The organism is uncultured Pseudokineococcus sp. (assembly GCF_947499845.1).
In the GTDB taxonomy this organism is placed as follows: domain Bacteria; phylum Actinomycetota; class Actinomycetes; order Actinomycetales; family Quadrisphaeraceae; genus Pseudokineococcus.
In genome coordinates, this window is sequence record NZ_CANMPM010000006.1 from 1 (window position 1) to 17,442 (window position 17,442).

Annotated in this window: 14 protein-coding genes and 1 pseudogene; 10 read left to right on the forward strand and 5 right to left on the reverse strand. The window is 77.2% G+C overall.

All coding sequences use genetic code 11. The annotated features are described in order from the left end of the window. Positions 1–179: 179 nt before the first annotated feature. From Q0789_RS07505 to Q0789_RS07530, 6 genes and pseudogenes are all read left to right on the forward strand, one after another. Positions 180–590, forward strand: a pseudogene (locus tag Q0789_RS07505) (rhodanese-like domain-containing protein); the annotation flags it as partial. 95 nt (positions 591–685) lie between these two features. Further along, positions 686–1,849 (forward strand): O-succinylhomoserine sulfhydrylase, encoded by a 1,164-nt coding sequence (locus tag Q0789_RS07510; protein WP_366917676.1) that lies wholly within the window; start codon positions 686–688, stop codon positions 1,847–1,849. A gap of 142 nt (positions 1,850–1,991) precedes the next feature. Then, complete coding sequence (locus Q0789_RS07515; protein WP_298803760.1) at positions 1,992–2,795, forward strand: SDR family NAD(P)-dependent oxidoreductase; 804 nt, start codon at positions 1,992–1,994, stop codon at positions 2,793–2,795. 125 nt (positions 2,796–2,920) lie between these two features. Beyond that, positions 2,921–3,628 carry an NAD(P)-binding domain-containing protein gene (locus tag Q0789_RS07520; protein WP_298803762.1) on the forward strand — a complete coding sequence of 236 codons (708 nt, stop codon included), beginning with the start codon at positions 2,921–2,923 and terminating at the stop codon, positions 3,626–3,628. A 321-nt stretch (positions 3,629–3,949) separates the two neighbouring features. Then, positions 3,950–4,975, forward strand: a complete 1,026-nt coding sequence (locus Q0789_RS07525) for a nitrilase-related carbon-nitrogen hydrolase (protein WP_298803764.1) — start codon at positions 3,950–3,952, stop codon at positions 4,973–4,975. Positions 4,976–5,131: 156 nt separating this feature from the next. Beyond that, complete coding sequence (locus tag Q0789_RS07530; RefSeq protein WP_298803766.1) at positions 5,132–6,127, forward strand: LacI family DNA-binding transcriptional regulator; 996 nt, start codon at positions 5,132–5,134, stop codon at positions 6,125–6,127. Between the two features lie 109 nt (positions 6,128–6,236). Here Q0789_RS07530 and Q0789_RS07535 read toward each other — a convergent pair whose 3' ends face one another. Together Q0789_RS07535 and Q0789_RS07540 are read right to left on the reverse strand one after the other, a co-directional pair. Continuing rightward, entirely contained in the window at positions 6,237–8,075 is a 1,839-nt protein-coding gene (locus Q0789_RS07535; RefSeq protein WP_366917677.1) for an adenylyl cyclase, read from the reverse strand. 91 nt (positions 8,076–8,166) lie between these two features. Next, on the reverse strand, positions 8,167–9,078 hold the full coding sequence (locus Q0789_RS07540) for a helix-turn-helix transcriptional regulator (protein ID WP_298803770.1): 912 nt from the start codon (positions 9,076–9,078) through the stop codon (positions 8,167–8,169). Between the two features lie 179 nt (positions 9,079–9,257). Here Q0789_RS07540 and Q0789_RS07545 point away from each other — a divergent pair, with 179 nt between their 5' ends. Both Q0789_RS07545 and Q0789_RS07550 read left to right on the forward strand, forming a co-directional pair. After that, positions 9,258–10,040 carry an SDR family NAD(P)-dependent oxidoreductase gene (locus Q0789_RS07545; protein WP_298803772.1) on the forward strand — a complete coding sequence of 261 codons (783 nt, stop codon included), beginning with the start codon at positions 9,258–9,260 and terminating at the stop codon, positions 10,038–10,040. 105 nt (positions 10,041–10,145) lie between these two features. Further along, complete coding sequence (locus Q0789_RS07550; RefSeq protein WP_298803774.1) at positions 10,146–11,642, forward strand: FGGY family carbohydrate kinase; 1,497 nt, start codon at positions 10,146–10,148, stop codon at positions 11,640–11,642. 84 nt (positions 11,643–11,726) lie between these two features. On the opposite strand, the gene Q0789_RS07555 is transcribed toward Q0789_RS07550, so the two are convergent. From Q0789_RS07555 to Q0789_RS07565, 3 genes are all read right to left on the reverse strand, one after another. Beyond that, positions 11,727–12,923, reverse strand: coding sequence for an SLC13 family permease (locus Q0789_RS07555; RefSeq protein ID WP_298803777.1), 1,197 nt, complete (start codon positions 12,921–12,923; stop codon positions 11,727–11,729). Positions 12,924–13,013: 90 nt separating this feature from the next. After that, positions 13,014–13,838: a peroxide stress protein YaaA gene (locus Q0789_RS07560; protein ID WP_298803778.1), complete on the reverse strand. Its 825-nt coding sequence runs from the start codon at positions 13,836–13,838 to the stop codon at positions 13,014–13,016. Between the two features lie 160 nt (positions 13,839–13,998). Then, complete coding sequence (locus tag Q0789_RS07565) at positions 13,999–14,901, reverse strand: LysR family transcriptional regulator (RefSeq protein ID WP_298803780.1); 903 nt, start codon at positions 14,899–14,901, stop codon at positions 13,999–14,001. A 214-nt stretch (positions 14,902–15,115) separates the two neighbouring features. On the opposite strand from Q0789_RS07565, the gene Q0789_RS07570 reads away from it, so the two are divergent. Continuing rightward, a complete protein-coding gene (locus Q0789_RS07570; RefSeq protein WP_298803782.1) occupies positions 15,116–15,298 on the forward strand; it encodes a hypothetical protein in 183 nt (60 codons plus the stop codon). Positions 15,299–15,460: 162 nt separating this feature from the next. Continuing rightward, positions 15,461–17,290: an alpha/beta fold hydrolase gene (locus tag Q0789_RS07575; protein ID WP_298803784.1), complete on the forward strand. Its 1,830-nt coding sequence runs from the start codon at positions 15,461–15,463 to the stop codon at positions 17,288–17,290. The last annotated feature ends 152 nt before the right edge of the window (positions 17,291–17,442 follow it).

Consider the following 17,442-nt stretch of genomic DNA (forward strand, 5'->3'; position numbering starts at 1 on the left):
TGGCCCGGTGGGGACCAGGGGTGCGCCCGAACCCTGCCTGCCTGGGGCCCGGACAGGAAGAAGGTGCACCAGTGAGCGGGAGCAGCAGCCCGGACGCCGCAGGGCGCGGGGAGGTCGCCCCCGAGGCGACGCCGGACGCCGCCGCCCCCGGCCCCGTCGGCACCCCGCCGGCGGACGGCTCCTACGCGGGCGACGTCACGCCCCGCGAGGCCTGGGACCTGCTCGCCGGTGACGAGCGCGCCGTCCTCGTCGACGTCCGCACCGACGCCGAGTGGGCTTACGTGGGCGTGCCGGACCTGTCGTCGGTGGGCCGCGACGTCCTCGGCGTCCAGTGGCAGCACTTCCCGACGGGCGAGCGGAACCCCTCCTTCCTCGCCGAGCTCGCCGACGCCGGCGTGGGGGAGGGGACGCCCGTCGTCTTCCTCTGCCGCTCGGGCGTGCGCTCCGTCGGCGCGGCGCAGGCGGCGACGACGGCGGGCCTCGGCCCGGCGTACAACGTCCTCGACGGCTTCGAGGGCCCGACGGACGACCACCACCACCGCGGGGTGCGCGGCTGGCGCGCCGACGGGCTGCCGTGGCGGCAGGGGTGACCCCGCCCACCGGGGGCGCCGACGACGCCGTCTTCCCGCTCGACCCGGCGGCCGCGGCCTCCGACGACCCGTCGGCGGGGGACGGCGCCCGTCGGCTGCGCCCCGACACCCTCGCCGTCCGTGGCGGTCTCGAGCGCTCGGGCTTCTCCGAGACGGCCGAGGCGCTGTACCTGACGTCGGGCTACGTCTACGGCTCGGCCGCCGAGGCGGAGGCGGCGTTCTCCGGGGACCTCGACCGGTTCGTGTACTCCCGCTACGGCAACCCGACGGTCGCGACGTTCGAGGAGCGGCTGCGGCTGCTCGAGGGCGCGCCCGCGTGCGTGGCGACGGCGTCCGGCATGTCCGCGGTCTTCACGGCGCTCGCGGCGCTGCTGGGGCAGGGTGACCGCGTCGTCGCCGCCCGCAGCCTCTTCGGCTCCTGCTTCGTCATCCTCGACGAGATCCTCCCGCGCTGGGGCGTCGAGACGGTCTTCGTCGACGGCGCCGACCTCGACCAGTGGGAGGCCGCGCTCGCGCAGCCGACCACGGCGGTCTTCTTCGAGACGCCGTCGAACCCCATGCAGGAGGTCGTCGACGTCCGCCGCGTCTCCGAGATGGCGCACGCGGTCGGCGCGACGGTCGTCGTCGACAACGTCTTCGCCACCCCGGTGCTGCAGAAGCCGATGGAGATGGGCGCCGACGTCGTCGTCTACTCGACGACGAAGCACATCGACGGCCAGGGCCGCACCCTCGGCGGGGCCATCCTCGGGCCGGTCGAGCTGCTCACCGGCGGCGTCGAGACGCTGATCCGGCACACGGGGCCGTCGCTGTCTCCCTTCAACGCGTGGGTGCTGACGAAGGGCCTCGAGACGCTGGCGATGCGGGTCGAGCGCCAGGTCGCCTCGGCCGAGCGGATCGCGCGGTGGCTCGAGGGGCAGCCCGGCGTGCGGTCCGTCGTCTACCCCTTCCTCGACAGCCACCCGCAGGCCGACCTCGCCCGCGCGCAGATGAGCGGCGGCGGCACGGTCGTCACGATGACGCTCGACGGCGGCAAGGACGCGGCCTTCCGGCTGCTCGACGGGCTGCGCGTCGTCGATATCTCCAACAACCTCGGCGACTCCAAGTCGCTCATCACGCACCCCGCGACGACGACGCACCGCCGGCTCGGGCCGGAGGGACGCGCGCGCGTCGGCATCACCGACGGGCTCGTGCGGCTGTCGGTGGGGCTCGAGGACGCCGACGACCTGCTCGAGGACCTGGCGCAGGCGCTGCCGGGCTGACGGCCGGGGCGCCCCGCCCGAGAGACCGGGTGGGGGGAGCGGTGCGCCGAGGACGCGGCTGACCGCGTCCTCAGCCCACGGCTGACGTCGTCGGCGCGAGAAGTCCCTCGACCGTGCGACGGGCGCCACGTAGCGTCCGCGCGTGCCCGCCTCCCCTCACCGCCATGTCGCCCTCGTCACGGGCGCCAACCACGGCATCGGCGCCGCCACCGCGCGGCGCCTGGCCGCCGACGGGTGCGCGGTCCTCCTCACCTTCCTCGCCTTCGACGACCCCGAGGCCGAGGAGGGCTCGCGGCGCGCGCACGCCTCCGACGCCGACGGCGTCGTCGCCGCGATCCGCGCCGACGGCGGCACCGCGCTGGCCGTCGCCGCCGACCTCTCCGACGCGGACGTCGTCCCGGCCCTCTTCGACCGCGCCGAGGCCGCGCTCGGGCCCGTCGACGTGCTCGTCCACAACGCCACGGCGTCGCTGCTCGACACCTTCCGCCCCCAGGCGCGCGACTGGGCGGGCCGGCCGCAGCACGGGCTCACCGTCGAGAGCTTCGACCGCCAGCTCGCCGTCGACGCGCGCGCCGGGGCGGCCCTCATCGCGGACTTCGCCGTCCGCCTGCAGGTGCGCGGCGGCACCTGGGGGCGGATCGTCACGCTGACGTCCGGTGGCGTCGAGGGGTTCCCCGGCGAGGTGTCCTACGGCGCCGCGAAGGCCGCGCTCGTCAGCCTGACGCTGTCGGCGGCGCTCGAGCTGTCGCGCTTCGGCGTCACCGCGAACGCTGTCCACCCGCCCGTCACGGACACCGGCTGGGTCACCGACGAGGTGCGCGACGCCGTCGCGGCGGACGACCGGTGGATGGGCGTGGCCGGGCCCGACGACCCGGCCCGCGTCATCGCGTGGCTCGCCTCGGAGGCGGCGGACCGGGTGACGGGGAACGTCCTCCGGATGGCCTGAGCGTCGGCGCGACGGGTCGAACGGTGCGCCGAGGGCGCGGCGCACCGCGTCCTCGGCGCACAGCTCCCATCGATCCGCGGTCCATCACGCGGAAGAGACGCCGCGGGATGGTCGTTGCCCCGGGCATGACGACGATCGGACTCATCGGGGCCGGCAACATCGGCAGCACCGTCGCGCGACTGGCCGTGGACGCCGGCTACGACGTGGTGCTCTCCAACTCGCGCGGCCCGGAGACGCTGTCCGACCTCGTCGGCGAGCTCGGCCCCCGGGCGCGGGCCGCGACGGCGACGGAGGCCGCGGAGGCGGGCGACCTCGTGGTCGTCACCGTCCCGCTGCACGCCTACCAGGCCGTCCCGGCGGCGCCGCTGGCCGCCAAGACGGTCATCGACACGAACAACTACTACCCGGACCGCGACGGGCACGTCGACGCCCTCGACCACGCCGAGGTGACGACGAGCGGCCTGCTGCAGGAGCACCTGCAGGCCTCGCACGTGGTCAAGGCCTTCAACAACATCTTCTTCGTCGCCCTCGGCCAGCTCGGGCGCCCGCAGGGCGAGGAGCGCAGCGCGCTGCCGGTCTTCGGCGACCACGCCGGCGCCAAGGGCGAGGTGACGGCTTTCCTCGACGCGATGGGCTACGACGTCGTCGACGGGGGCGGGCTCGACGACAGCTGGCGCTCGGAGAACGGCCGCCCCGTGTACGTCATGCCGTACGCGACCGACGGCGACGTCATGAAGCCCTCCCGCGGCAGCGCCGAGGACGTCCGCGAGGCCCTGGCCCGCGCCGACCGCATCAGCGAGCCCCAGCCCGCGCAGGCGGCCCCGCCCAGCTGATCGATACCCCCAGCTGATCGACACCGCCCAGCTGATCGACACCCTCTGGGCGCAGTCCCACGACGCCCCGGAGCGCCGCCACAAGCGGCGCGTCGGGGCGTCGTCATCCCCGGCCCGCAGCGGCCGGAGGGGCCTCGTCGAGCCCCTCCGGAGCCCCGCCGTGTAACGGTCGTGTAGCGCGCCGTGAACAGTGGATGGCGGGGCCTCAGGGAGGGCGCGCGGAGGGCGATGGAGGGGCTACCGTCCCGCCACCACGACGACGTGGACGACGTCCGGCGACGCACGACGCGCCGGGCGACCCTCAGCCGGAAGGAGCCCGCCGTGAGCCACATCACCACCTTCTACGAGCCGGGCTCCGATACGGGGGGCTGGCGGGGCACGCGCGTCGCCGCCGTCCAGGTCGCCCCGGTCCTGCTCGACCTCGCGGCCAACGCCGCTCGCTCGGCCGCGGCCATCACCGCCGCCGTCCTCGACGGTGCGGACGTCGTCGTGCTGCCCGAGCTCGTGACGAGCGGCTACGTGCTGGCCGACGTCCACGAGGCGCGGTCGGTGGCCATCCCCGCGACCTCCCCGGTGCTCGCCGGGTGGGCCGAGGCCGGCAGCGCCCGGCCGGGCGCCGTGGTCGTCGGGGGCTTCCTCGAGCTGGCCGAGGACGGGCGCCTGCACAACAGCGCGGCCGTCGTCGACGCGGCCGGCGTGCGCGCCGTCTACCGCAAGGTGCACCTCTGGGACGCCGAGCGGCACCTCTTCTCGCCCGGTGACGCCCCGCCGCCCGTCGTCGAGACGGCGCACGGCCGCGTCGCCGCGCTCATCTGCTACGACCTCGGCTTCCCCGAGTGGCCGCGCACGGCGGCGCTCGCCGGCGCCGACCTCATCGCCGTCCCGACGAACTGGGCGGCCGGCTACCGGCCTCCGGGGGAGCGGCCGATCGGCCAGGTCGCGGCCATGGGGGCGGCGCGCGCCAACCACGTCGTCGTCGCGTGCAGCGACCGGACCGGCGTCGAGCGCGGCGTCGAGTGGAGCGAGGGCTCCGCCGTCGTCGGCGCCGAGGGCTGGGTGCTCAGCGAGGACGTCGCGGGCGAGGGCGTCGCCTGGGCGACGGTCGACCTGCAGGCCGTCCGCGACCGCCGGCTCGGCCGGCACGGGCACCTGTGGGGCGACCGGCGCCCCGACCTCTACGGCGCGCTCATCGCGCCCCTGCTCCCGCACGCCGACGAGGCCGTGGCCGCGCACGTGCCCGCCGTCCGCGAGCCGGTCGGCCCGGAGGTCGGCGTCGAAGTCGGCGCTGCGGTCGGCTCTGCGGTCGGCGCCGAGGTCGCCGCTGCGGTGCCGGCGCCCGTCGAGTGACCGTCGGGCGGGCGCCCGTCATGCACGGCCGCCCGCCCGCCACCACCGGCCCGTCCGGCACGCCCGGCCCCTGACGAGCACGCCCTCGGACGTGACCGCCGTGGGAGCATCCGCGCCGGGCGTCCGGACGGTCCGGTCCCCGGCGGAGGAGAGCGCGTGGCCCGGACGACGAGCGCCGACGTCGCGCGCGCCAGCGGCGTCTCGCGCACCACGGTCAGCTACGTGCTCAACGGCCGCCGCGACGCCTCGATCTCCGAGGCGACCCGCGAGCGCGTCGTCGAGACGGCGCGCCGGCTCGGGTACGCGCCGTCCGCCGCGGCCCGCGCCCTGCGCACCGGTCGCAGCGACCTCGTGCTCTGCGTGCTGCCCGACTGGCCGATCGGGCCCGTCGTCGACGTCCTCCTCGAGGACCTCACCGAGGAGCTGGCCGCGCGGGGCATGGCCCTGCTCGCCCACCACGGGCGCGACCGCCGCCCCCTCGCCGACCTGTGGCGCGCCGTCGACGTCCGCGCCGTCGTCGGCCTCACCGCCTTCGCCCCCGAGGACGAGGCGGCCATGCGGCGCGCCGGCATCCAGGTCCTGACGACGGCGGCGGCCGAGGGCGGGGGCCGTGCCCCCTTCGCCGGCGACCAGGTGCGCGCCGGTCGTCTCCAGGCCGAGCACCTCGCCGCCACGGGCCGCCGCCCCCTCGGCTACGCCTACCCGGCGGACCGGCGCGTCGCGGCCTTCGCCGACCAGCGGCTCGCCGGCGTGCGCGCCGCGTGCGCGGAGCTCGACCTGCCCGCCCCGGTGGTCCGCGAGGTGGAGCTGGAGGCGACGTCGGCGGCCGCGGCCGTGCGCGCGTGGCGGTCGGCGGGCGACGCCGTGACGGGGGTGGCGGCGTACAACGACGAGGTCGCCCTCGCCGTCCTCGCGGGCGTCCGGCAGGAGGGCCTGCGGGTGCCCGACGACCTCGCCGTCGTCGGCGTCGACGACGTGCCCCTGGCCCGGCTCGCCGCGCCGCCGCTGACGACGGTCGCGCAGTCCGTCGACCGGCAGGTGGCCCACCTCGTCGCCCGGCTGGTCGCCGGCATCGACGACGGCGCTGAGGGCGGGGACGCACCCCCCGCGCCGCCAGACCTCCTGGAGCTCGTGGTGCGCGAGTCCGGCTGAGCGCGAGCGCGTCCGGGGACGCGCAGCCGTGCGGATCGCTCTCGCGAGCACGGCTGCGCGTCCCCGGACGCAGGGGCGCCGGACCTGAGGAGCCCAGGTGCTCAGGAGGTCAGCGGACGGGGAAGTCCGCGACGTACTGCGGCGTACCGGTGTTCGTGTCGTCCACCTGGCCGCCGACGCCCTCGACGACGTGGCGGATGGTGCCCGCGCCGAGGTTGACGGTGAGCAGGTGGTGCAGCTGGACGCCCGGCGTCGTCGGCGCCTCGAACCCGTTCTCCGTCACGATGCTCGGGTTGTTGCGGTTGTAGACGTACGACCCGCCGCCGTAGAGGCGGTGCGTCCGCACCGAGTCCGCCACCCGGTAGCCGGGGTAGCCGAGCGTGCCGTCGGGCTGCGTCCAGTCCGCCTGCGTCGGCGGGTCGTACGGCAGCTCGTTCTGGTAGAGCACCACGGTGCCGCGCTCGCCGTTCCAGGTGGTGTTGACCCGCTGGAAGTGCTCGACGAAGAGGCCGGTCGCGGTGACGTCGTCGCCGTTGACGACGGCGCCCTGGCGGCCGGTGTTGACGGCCCAGCGCTCGTCGTCGCCGAGGAAGCCGCCGGAGAAGTCCTCGACGCCGTGGTCACCGCGCCAGACCCACGTGTGGTCGACGAGCACGTCGTCGCTGTTGACCTCGAGCGCGGTGTCCACCTTGCCGACGTGGGGCCCGCCGACGCGGAAGAAGACGTCCGACAGGGTCGTCGGGTCGTCGGCCCCGCGGTGGGCCCGGCCCGCGTTCCCGTTCTTCGACCCCACCTGCAGCAGCACCGGCGACTCGACGGTGCCGGCGTCGATCGTGACGCCCGCGACGACGACGCCGGGGACGTCGGCGACGGTCAGGGGCACGGCGCCGCCGACCGCGGTGAGGGTGGCGTGGCCGAGGCCGAGCACGACGGTGCCGGCCCGCTTGACGGCGATGGTGCGGTCGACGTCGTAGACGCCCGGCGTGAGCAACAGGTTGCTGCCGCGCGCGAGGGCCGTGTTGATGTCCTTGACGGCGCTGCGGGGCGTGGCGACGTAGAAGGACGACAGCGGCAGGGTGCGGCCCTCCGTCACGTCCTGCTCCCAGGAGGCGCCGCGGGTGCCGCGGTGCGCCGCGGGCACGCGGACCTGGTACCGGCCCTGCCCGTCCACCCAGAGCCAGGGCTTCTCGCGGCTGAGCGGCGTCTCGTCGAGCACCGTGTACGGCGGCGTGGGGAAGCCCTCCTCGCTCGGGGCGCCCTCGACGCCGGAGAAGACCTGGTTCCAGACGCCGTTGGACCACGAGCCGATCGAGCTGTTGCGGGTGAGCCACTGCTGCTGCGAGCCGTTGACGACGTCGCCCGCGACGGTGTCGGCCATGAAGCCGCCGCTCGCGAACTGCGGCCCGTCGGTGCAGTAGTCCATCAGCGAGAGCGTGCCGCCGGTGACGTGCACGCGCCGCATCGGCGAGGCCTGCGAGACGGCGAAGAAGTTGGCCGTCGAGCGGCAGCCGTCCTGCCCGGCCGCGTTCACGGCGATGTGGAGGTTGGACACGGTGCGCCAGAAGTTGTCGAGGGCGATGCAGTTGGGGCTGCCGTCGGCGTTCGGGCGGCAGCGGTTGTAGACCTCGACCTTGCCGTTGATGGTGACGTCGTCCGGCGAGGCGCCGAGGCCGGCGACCTCGGTGTAGTAGCCGACCTTCACCTGCAGCGGCTCGGCGTCGGTGCCGTAGGTGCCGGGGCGGAAGAGCAGCGCGTAGCGCTCGGTGCCGAACTCGTTGGTGAACTGCTGGGCGTAGACCTCGTCGACCCGAGCCTGGATCTCCGCCGTCGGCATGCTCGGGTCGAAGACCGTGACGTTCGGACCGAGGTCCGACGTGGGGGGCTGCGGCGGCGCTGCGGCCGCGGGTCCGGCGCCGAGGGCGCCGGTGAGCAGGAGACCGGCGGTCAGGGCGGCGGCGCGCCGTCCCGTCCGTCCGGGTCGAGGGAGCTGGTGTCGCAACGTGGTCCTCCTCGTCGAGGGCGTCACCCGGTGACTCGTGTCACCAGCGCCCGGATCGTCGCACGACGGCGCGCTCCTGCCCAGGCCCCACCTCCGGGGCCCGGGTGGTCGGCTCAACCGCCGGCCACCCGGTCGCCCAGACCGACAGCAGGGCGAGCTTCTCGGCGTCGGGCGTGCCCGGCGTCGCGGTGAAGACGAGCAGCGCCTGGCTGCGGTCGGAGGTGTGCAGCACCTGGCAGTCGAGGTCGATCTCGCCGAGGTCGGGGTGGACGAGGACCTTCCGCTGCTCGGCGCGGACCGCGACCTCGTGCCGCGCCCACACCTCTGCGAACTCGGGGCTCACCCGCAGCACCTCCGCGACCAGGCGCTGCGCGGGCGGAGCGGCGTCGCGCCCGAGCGCGGCGCGCAGGTCGGCCGCCCAGACCCGGCCCTGGCGCTCGTGGTCGCGGGCCGCGTAGCGGGCGCGCTCCTCCTGGTCGCCCGCGAACCAGCGCCAGACGGCGCTGCGCGAGAGGCCCTTCAGCGCCGTCTGGTCCCCGAGGAGCGCTCGGGCGCCGGGGTTCTGGACGAGCGTGCGCGCGAGGTCGTCGACGACCTGCGCCGGCGTGTCGTGGAGCCGGTCGAGCACCCGCAGGAGCGCCGGGTGCACGTGCTCGGACCGGCTCGTGCGCTCGGGCGCCGGGTGCCCGGCGAGGCGGAAGAGGTGGTCGCGCTCGTCCTGGGTGAGCCGCAGGGACCGGGCGACGGCGAGCAGCACCTGGGGCGACGGCTGCGGGCCGCGCTGCTGCTCCAGCCGCGCCCAGTAGTCGCTGGAGATGCCCGCGAGGCCGGCGACGTCCTCGCGGCGCAGCCCGGGCGTCCGCCGTCGGGCCGTCGTCGCCAGCCCGACGTCGGCGGGCTGCAGGGCCTCGCGGCGCCGCCGGAGGAAGTCGGCGAGCTCGGATCGGTGCACGGGCGCAGCATCCCCCGCCCGACGGGGCACCAGCCAGGGACCGGCGGTCCCTGGACGAGCCGTCCCTTCCGCCGCCCAGACGCGGGGCGCAGGCTGCTGCGGCACAGGGGGTCCGGGCGCGGGAGGGTCCGTCGCCCCCACGGCCCGCAGCGGGCCGCACCCACCCAGGAGGAGGACCCATGAGCACCACGGCACCGGCGGGCACCGGACCCGCGACCGAGAAGATCGCCGTCATCACCGGGGCCGGTCGCGGCCTCGGCCGCAGCACCGCCGAGCACCTGCTGGCCCGGGGCACCCGGGTCATCGGCACCTACCGCAGCGACGAGGCCGCCGCCCGCTCGCTCGTCGAGGCCCACGGCGCCGACCGCGTCGAGGTGCTGCGGCTCGACACGGCCCGCACGGCCGAGTACCCGGCGTTCGTCGACGCGGTCCGCGCCGCCGCCGCCCGCTTCGGCCGCGACCGGGTCGACCACCTCGTCAACAACGCCGGCACGGCCCTGCACGCGTCCTTCGCCGAGACGACGGAAGAGCAGTTCGACGAGGTCCTCGCCGTGCACCTGCGAGCGCCGTACTTCCTCACCCAGGCGATGCTGCCCGTGCTCGCGGACGGCGGCCGGGTCCTCAACGTCTCCAGCGGGCTGGCGCACTTCGTCGTGCCGGGCTCGTCGGCCTACGCCGTGATGAAGGCCGGCGTCGAGGTGATGTCGCGCTACCAGGCGGTCGAGCTGGGGGAGCGGCGCATCCGCGTCAACACCGTCGTCCCCGGCGCCATCGCCACCGACTTCTCCGGCGGGATGGTGCGCGACGACCCGGGCGTCAACGCCGCCGTCGCGGCGAGCATCCCGCTCGGGCGGGTCGGCCGCCCCGAGGACGTCGGCGGGGCCGTCGCGCTCCTCCTCGACGACGCCTTCGGGTGGGCGAACGGGGCGACCGTCGAGCTGACGGGCGGCCAGCGGCTGTAGCCGGTGGCCCGGCGCGTCGGGCCCTGGCGCGTCGGGCGCTGGCGAGTCGGGCACCGGGGGGTCGAGGCCCCGTAGGTTCGGCTCCTCGACGAGGGGAGGTCGGCCATGGGACGCGACGAGTTCGCCGTGGCGCCGGGAGCGGCGCAGGAGCCGCTCGTGCTGGCGCTGGATGTGGGGTCGACGGCGACGCGCGGCGCGATCCACGACGCGACCGGGCGGCCGGTCGGTCGCCGGGCCAAAGTCGCCCACGCCTTCACCACGGGGGCCGACGGCACCTCGGAGATCGACGCCGACCAGGTGGTCGACGAGGTCGCCGACGTCGTCACCCGCCTCCTCGACCACCACGAGGGCCCGCCCGTGGCGGGCGTGGCGCTCGACACCTTCGCCACCTCGCTGGTCGGCGTCGACGCGGACGGGCGCGCGCTCGGGCCCTGCTCGACCTACGCCGACGCCCGCGCCGCGGCCCACGTCGCCCCGCTGCGCGCCGAGCTCGACGAGGCCGCCGTGCAGCAGCGCACGGGCACGCGCCTGCACACGAGCTACCTCGCGCCCCGGCTGCGGTGGCTGGCCGAGACCCGCGCCGACGTCGTCGCGCGCGCGAGGACGTGGATGTCGCTCGGCGAGTACGTCCACCTCCGGCTGCTCGGCGCCACCGCGGCGAGCACGCCGACGGCGGCCTGGACGGGCATGCTCGACCGCCGCACCGGTCGCTGGGACGAGGAGCTGCTCGCCGCGAGCGGCACGACGGCGCAGCGCCTCTCGCCGGTGCAGGACCCCGGCGTGCCGATCGACGGCGTCGACGCCGCACGCGTGGCCCGCCGCTGGCCGGCGCTCGCGCACGCCGCCTGGTTCCCGGCCGTCGCCGACGGCCTCTCGAGCAACCTCGGCACCGGGGCGGGCGACGCCGCGTCGATGGCGCTCGCGGCGGCCACGAGCGGGGCCGTGCGGGTGCTCGTCCCCGGCGTGCCCGAGCACGTCCCCGAGGGCCTGTGGTGCTACCGGGTCGACGCGCGGCGCAGCCTGCTCGGGGGCGCCGTCAACGACGTCGGCCGGCTCGTGGCGTGGGCGCAGGCGACCCTGCGGCTGCCCGAGGACGACGCGGCGCTCGACGCCGTCCTCGCCGCCGACCCGGACCCGCGGACGCCGGCCGTCGTGCCCTTCCTGTCCGGCGAGCGGAGCACCGGCTGGGCGGCGAGCGCCCGCGCCGTCGTCGCCGACGTCTCCGCGGGCACGACGCCCGAGGCCCTGTTCCGCGGCAGCGCCGAGGGCGTCGCGACGACGTACGCCCGCGTCGTCGAGCAGCTCGTCGAGGTGGCGGGCCGCCCCGAGCGCCTCGTCGCCTCGGGGCGCATCACGCAGGGCCTGCCGCACCTGCTGCAGCTGGTCGCCGACGCCATCGGCGCCCCCGTGCAGCGGGTCGACCTCAAGCGGATGACGCTGCGCGGCACGGCGCTGCTGGCGCTCGAGGCGCTGGCGCCCGATGTCGTCCGCGCCGACCCGCCGGTCGCGGGCGTCTTCGAGCCCCGGGCCGAGCGGGCGGAGCACTACGTCGCCGTCCGGGAGCGCTTCGACGCGCTGTACGACGTCGCGCGGGGTCGCTGAGGCTCGGCCCGACCGGGAGGCGGTGGACCTGTTCGACGCTCGTGACCGTGCACCGTCACGAGCGTCGAACAGGTGAGGCGGGGGTCAGGCGGGACGCACGGCGAGGGCCGCCACGGCGGCGACCACGACGACCGGCACGAGCACGAGCCCGCGGGCGGCGAAGCGCCACCAGTCGACGGGCACGCCGGCCTCGCGGCACGCCCGCGCCCACAGCAGCGTGGCCAGGCACGCCCACGGCGTGACGAGCGGGCCCAGGCCGACGCCGACGAGGAGGGCGACGACGCGCTCCGGGCTCCCGGCGACGGGCTCCAGGGCCAGGTAGGCGGGCAGGTTGTCGACGAGGTTGGCGCCGACGGCGCCGACGGCCGCCAGGCGCAGCAGCCCGCCGAAGCCGTCGCCGTCGCCGGCGGCGACCGCGAGGGGCGCCGTGAGGCCGTGCTCGCCGGCGGCGGCCACGAGGAGGAAGAGGCCGAGGACGCCGACGAGGAGGGGGAGGTCGGTGAGGCCGCGCAGCGAGGCGCGGCGGCGGAGGGCCGCCGCGAGCAGGACCGAGGCCGTCACGAGGGCGGGCACCTCGACGGGGACGCCGACGAGCGGCAGCACCGCCAGGGCGGGCGCGAGCAGCACGCAGACGACCGACGCGAGGACCAGCTCGCCGCGGTCCGCGACGACCGGCGGCGGCACGAGCGCCGGGTCGTAGCGGCCGCGCAGCGCCGGCCGCCCGAGCAGCGCGAGGACGGCCACGGTGACGAGCACGCCGACGACGGCGGGCGCCAGCGCGAGCCGCAGGAACTGCTCCTCCCCGCCGGGGAGCCCGGGACCGGCCACCGCGAGGAGGTTGGTGAGGTTGGCCACGGGCAGCAGCAGCGACGCGGTGCTGGCCAGCCAGACCGTCGTCATCGCGAGGAGCATCGGCGGGGTGCCGGTGCGCCGGGCCAGGACGAGCACGACCGGTGTCAGCAGCACCGCGGTCGTGTCGAGCGACAGGACGGCGGTGCACGCCGTCGCCAGGGCGACGACGGACAACCACAGCACCAAGCGCCGGCCGCCCGCGAGGACGGCGAGGCGCGCGGCCGCGGCGGCGAAGACGCCGGCGCGGTCGGCGAGCGTCGCCACCACGGTGATGCCGAGCACGAAGAGCAGCACGGGCGCCGTCCGCCCGACCACGTCGCGGGCGCCGTCCTCGCTCAGCGCGCCGCTCACCAGGGCCAGCCCGCCCGCCCCCGCGAGCAGCAGCCAGACGCCGCCGCGGGCGGACGGTCGCTGGAAGGCGGCCCTCACGTCAGCACGGGGTCTCGGGCGCAGCGGTGCACCGCTGCCGGTCCACCCCGGAGCGGCACCGCGGCCCGGCGCCGGAGACCGGCGAGAGCGTCACCGCAGGACGACGTCGAGCGCACGGCGCCTGTCCCTCGCCGGGGTGCCGAGCTCGACAGCGACCTCGTCGGCGCCCCGCACGGACGCGGCCGTGGCGTCGCGCACCAGGGGCGGCAGGGCGGTGGCGAGCAGGTCGCGCAGCTCCTCCGGCGTCGCGGGCGCCGACGGCTCGAGGGCGCAGGCCCGCGCGACGAGGCCGCGCGTGTGCTTGGCCATGTGGGAGACGACGGACCGCTTCCCGTCGCTCTCGCGCAGGACCCGCACGGACGCCGTCCGGGAGGCCGTCTCGCCGCGCGGGGTCCAGGCCGCGGCGTAGTCGGCGGAGCGGCAGTCGACGACGAGGCGGCCCGCCGCCAGGGGGTCGAGGGCCGCGCGCAGCGGCTCGCGCCACAGCGCGGCCAGCCCGCCCAGGTCGGGCAGGGCGACCCCCATGGACAGCCGGTACGGCGGCACGCGGTCGTCGAGCCGCAGGGCGCCCCACGCCGCCGAGGAGACGAGGAGCCGCTCGTCGGCGCGCTGGCGGGCGCCGTCGTCGAGGGAGGCGAGGTCGAGGGCGTCGTAGAGGACGCCGGTGTAGAGCTCGGCCACCGGGACGGCGGGCTCCGTGCGCCAGCGGGTGGTGCGCTCGGCCTCCGGGCGCAGCTGCTCGCTGCCGGCGCCGAGGGCCTCGCGGCCCGCGCGGGTGCGGCTCAGCCGGGCCGCCGCGCCGAGCACCCGGCGGCGGGTCGGCGTCAGGCCGGGGGAGGAGAGGGCGCGCAGGTCGACGGGCTCGCCCTCCGCGGCGCCGGTCTTGCCCTGGGACGGCGGGAGCAGCACGAGCACGGCCGGAGCCTACGGACCGCCGTCGCCGCTCCCGGACGCGTCGTCGCCCGCTCGCCCCCGACGCGGGCGCCTCAGGGGCGAGTCGTCGCCGGCTCGCCCCGGGGAGGGGCGCACGAGCGGCGAGTCGTCGTCGGCTCGCCCTCGGGAGGGGGCGCGCAGGTCAGGCGCCGGCCGCGTCGACGGCGACGCGCAGGCTCTCCCGCAGCGCCCGGACGCCCGGGCTCGTGGCGGCACCTCGCCGCACGGCGGTGAAGAGGCGGCGCCGCGGGCGCTCCGGAAGGCGGTGGAGGACGACCCCCGGCGTCCTCCCGGCGCGGACGAGGTCCGGCACGAGGGCCGCCGCGTGGCCGGAGGCCACGAGGTGGGCGTGCAGGAGGACGTCGCTCGTGACGATCCGCACGTCGGGCTCGAAGCCCGCCTCGCGGCAGCGGGCCAGCGCCCAGCGGCCCGGGTCCAGGCGCGGCGGCTCCATGACCCACGGGACGTCCGCGTGGTCCTCCAGGCGGTGGCCCCGGCCGGCCAGCGGGCCCTCGAGCGGCACGGCGAGGCGGAACTCGTCGTGGAGGAGGTCCTCGACGTCGACGCCGGGGGAGCGGACGGTCGGCGATCCCGGGTACTCCTCGCCGAGGACGAGGTCGGCGTCGTGGGCGGTGAGGGCCGACAGCGCCGGTGCGGGCTCCTGCTCGACGAGCTCGACGCGCAGGTCGGGGTGGTGCTCCGCCAGCCAGGTGAGCGCGTCGGGCACGAGCGAGAGCAGGACGGAGGCGAAGGCGGCGACCCGCAGGGTGCCGCGCGCCGTGGACCCGAGGGCGGCGAGGTCCGCCTCCGCCTGCTCGAGCTGCGCCAGGACGGCGTCCGCGTGGCCCACGAGCACCCGGCCCGCCGCGGTGAGCCGCACGCGCCGGCCGGCCGGCTCGAGCAGCTGAGCCCCGGCCTCGCGCTGCAGCTGTGAGAGCTGCTGCGAGACAGCGGACCTGCTGTACCCGAGGGCGGCGGCGACCTCGGCGAGGGTCCCGCGGCGGTCGAGCTCGTGGAGCAGGCGGAGCCGGTGGACGTCGAGCACGGTCCGCCTCCTTCGAACGGTCAGCAGAGGTGAACGGTACCGCTCGGACAGGGTCGCTGGACGGGAAGGTTGACAACGCGGACACTGGGGGCTGCGACGGCGCGCCGAGGTGGTCCACGCCCGCGTCGGCGCGTGGTGGTCGCCGTCCCGCACGCCGGGACGCCGTGCGCGGCAGTCGCTCGCGCACCCCGACGACCTCCGAGGAGGAGCCCTCGTGACCTTCACCTTCACCTTCTTCCTGCTGCTGGGCCTCACCGCCTGGGTCGTCGCCCTCGGACGCCAGGCCGTGCCGCGCCGCCTCCGCGTGCCGCTCTCCCACGCGGGCACCGGTGACCTGGCGCGCGACGCCGCCCGCGGCGCCCGCCTGCTCGCCTCGCCGGCCGGCCCGCGCCGCTGACGCGGTCCCCGGCCGGGCGGACCCCCTCCCGCCCGGCTGGGGTCGGCCGCTCGGGGGAGCGTGACGATCCGCCCGTCGGCGGACGCACCGGGCAGGTGGGGCGTCCTAGCGTCGCCAGTGCCGGGCGGCCCGTCCGGTGTCGACCGACCCGGAGGACCGGACGTGGCCCCCACCCCTCGCCGCACCGCTCGCCCCACCGCTCGTCGGGGCGCTGCCGCAGCCCTCACCGCCGCCCTGCTCACGACGACGCTGCCCTCGGCGGCGGCTGCTCCCGGCCGCGCGCCGGTGGCCGCGGCTCCCGTGGCCACCACGGACCTGACCACCGGGGACCTGAGCACCGGCGGCGTGAGCGCCCCCGTCCCCGCGCTGGACTGGCGGCCCTGCGGCGCCGGTCTCGAGCCCTTCCTCTGCGCGCGGGCCGAGGTGCCCGAGGACTACGACCGGCCCGAGGGGCCCACGAGCAGCATCGCCCTGACGAAGCTGCCGGCCTCCGACCCCGCGGGGCGCATCGGCACCCTGTTCACGAACCCCGGCGGGCCGGGGGGCTCCGGCGTCGACTTCGTCCAGCAGGCCGCGCAGGTGGCCTACTCGCCCGAGGTGCGCGCCCGCTTCGACGTCCTCGGCTTCGACCCGCGGGGCGTCGCCCGGTCGACGCCGGCGACCTGCTTCCGCACGGCGCAGGCGGAGGAGGACTTCCTCCTCGGCCTGCCGCCCATCGCCTTCCCCGTCACGGAGGCCGAGGTGGCGCCCTACCTCGGCGCGAACGCGCGCCTGTCGACGCGCTGCGGCGTGACGGCGGGCGAGCGCCTCGACTCGTCCTCGACGGCGAACGTGGCCCGCGACATGGACCTCCTGCGCCAGGCGGTCGGCGACGAGGGGCTCACCTACGCGGGCTACAGCTACGGCTCCGTCCTCGGCGCCACCTACGCGGCGCTGTTCCCGACCCGGGCGCGCGCCCTCTTCATCGACGGGACCCTCGACCCGGCGGCCTGGGTCGGCGACCCGAGCGGGCGCGACCCGCTGTCGGTCGGCGTCCGCACCGGCCAGGGCGTCGCCGCCAGCCAGACCTTCGCCGAGCTCCTGCGGCTCTGCGCCGAGGCCGGGCCCGGCTCGTGCCTGCTCGCCTCGCTGGGCGACCCGGCCGACGTCGCCGAGCAGGCCCTCGCCGGCCTGCGCGCCGAGCCGCTCGTCGTGCCCGTCCCCGGGGCCGCGCCCGTGGTCCTGGACTACGCGACCACCGTCGCGAGCCTCTTCCCCCTCCTCTACAGCTCGGCCACCTTCCCCCTCGCCGACCAGCTGCTCGCCGAGGTGGCGGTGCTGCAGCAGGTGACGACGGGGGCGACGCGCGAGCGGGCGCTCGTGCGCGCCGGCGATGTGCTCGGGGCGCTGGCGGACGCGGGTCTGCTCGCGCCCGCGGGAGCGGCGCCGGCGCCCGGAGCCCGGGTCGGCGAGGAGTACGCCTCCTTCGGCGGCAACCTGGCGAGCCTCTGCGCCGAGACGGCGCGCCCGGGCCGCCGCTCGGCCTACGCGGCGATCGCGGCGGCGCAGGAGGACGTCGCCCCCCACTTCGGGCCCTACCGCGCCTGGGTGGGCCTGCAGTGCGAGGGCCTGGGCGCCGACGACCCCGACGCCTACCTCGGGCCGTGGGAGCAGGCGACGGAGATCCCCGTGCTCGTGGCCGGGACCCGCTTCGACCCGGCGACGGCCTACGGGTTCACGGCGCCGTACGCCGCCTCCTTCCCCGACGGTCGGCTGCTCACCGTGGAGGGCGTCGGCCACACGACCCTCGGCGTCAGCTCCTGCGCGGACGCGCTGGTGACGCGGTACCTCGTCGACGTCGAGGCGCCGCCGAGCGGAGCCGTGTGCGGCCAGGACGTGCCGGCGTTCCCGCCGCCCGTGCCGGGAGCCGGCGCGCGCGCCCTGCTCGCGGACGACGGCGCCGCGGCCCGCGAGGCGCTGACGCGCACCGCGGTGCTCTCCGGCGCGCGCTGAGCCTGCGCACCACGGGGGCGCTGTGGCGCCCGTGGGGCGGGCCCGCTTGCCGGGTCCGCCCCGCGAGCGCAGCGTGGGGCCTCCGACGGGTCGGCGCTGGAGACGGCGGCGCGGCCCGTGCGCCCGTGAGGAGCACCGTGATGGCTGCGCGA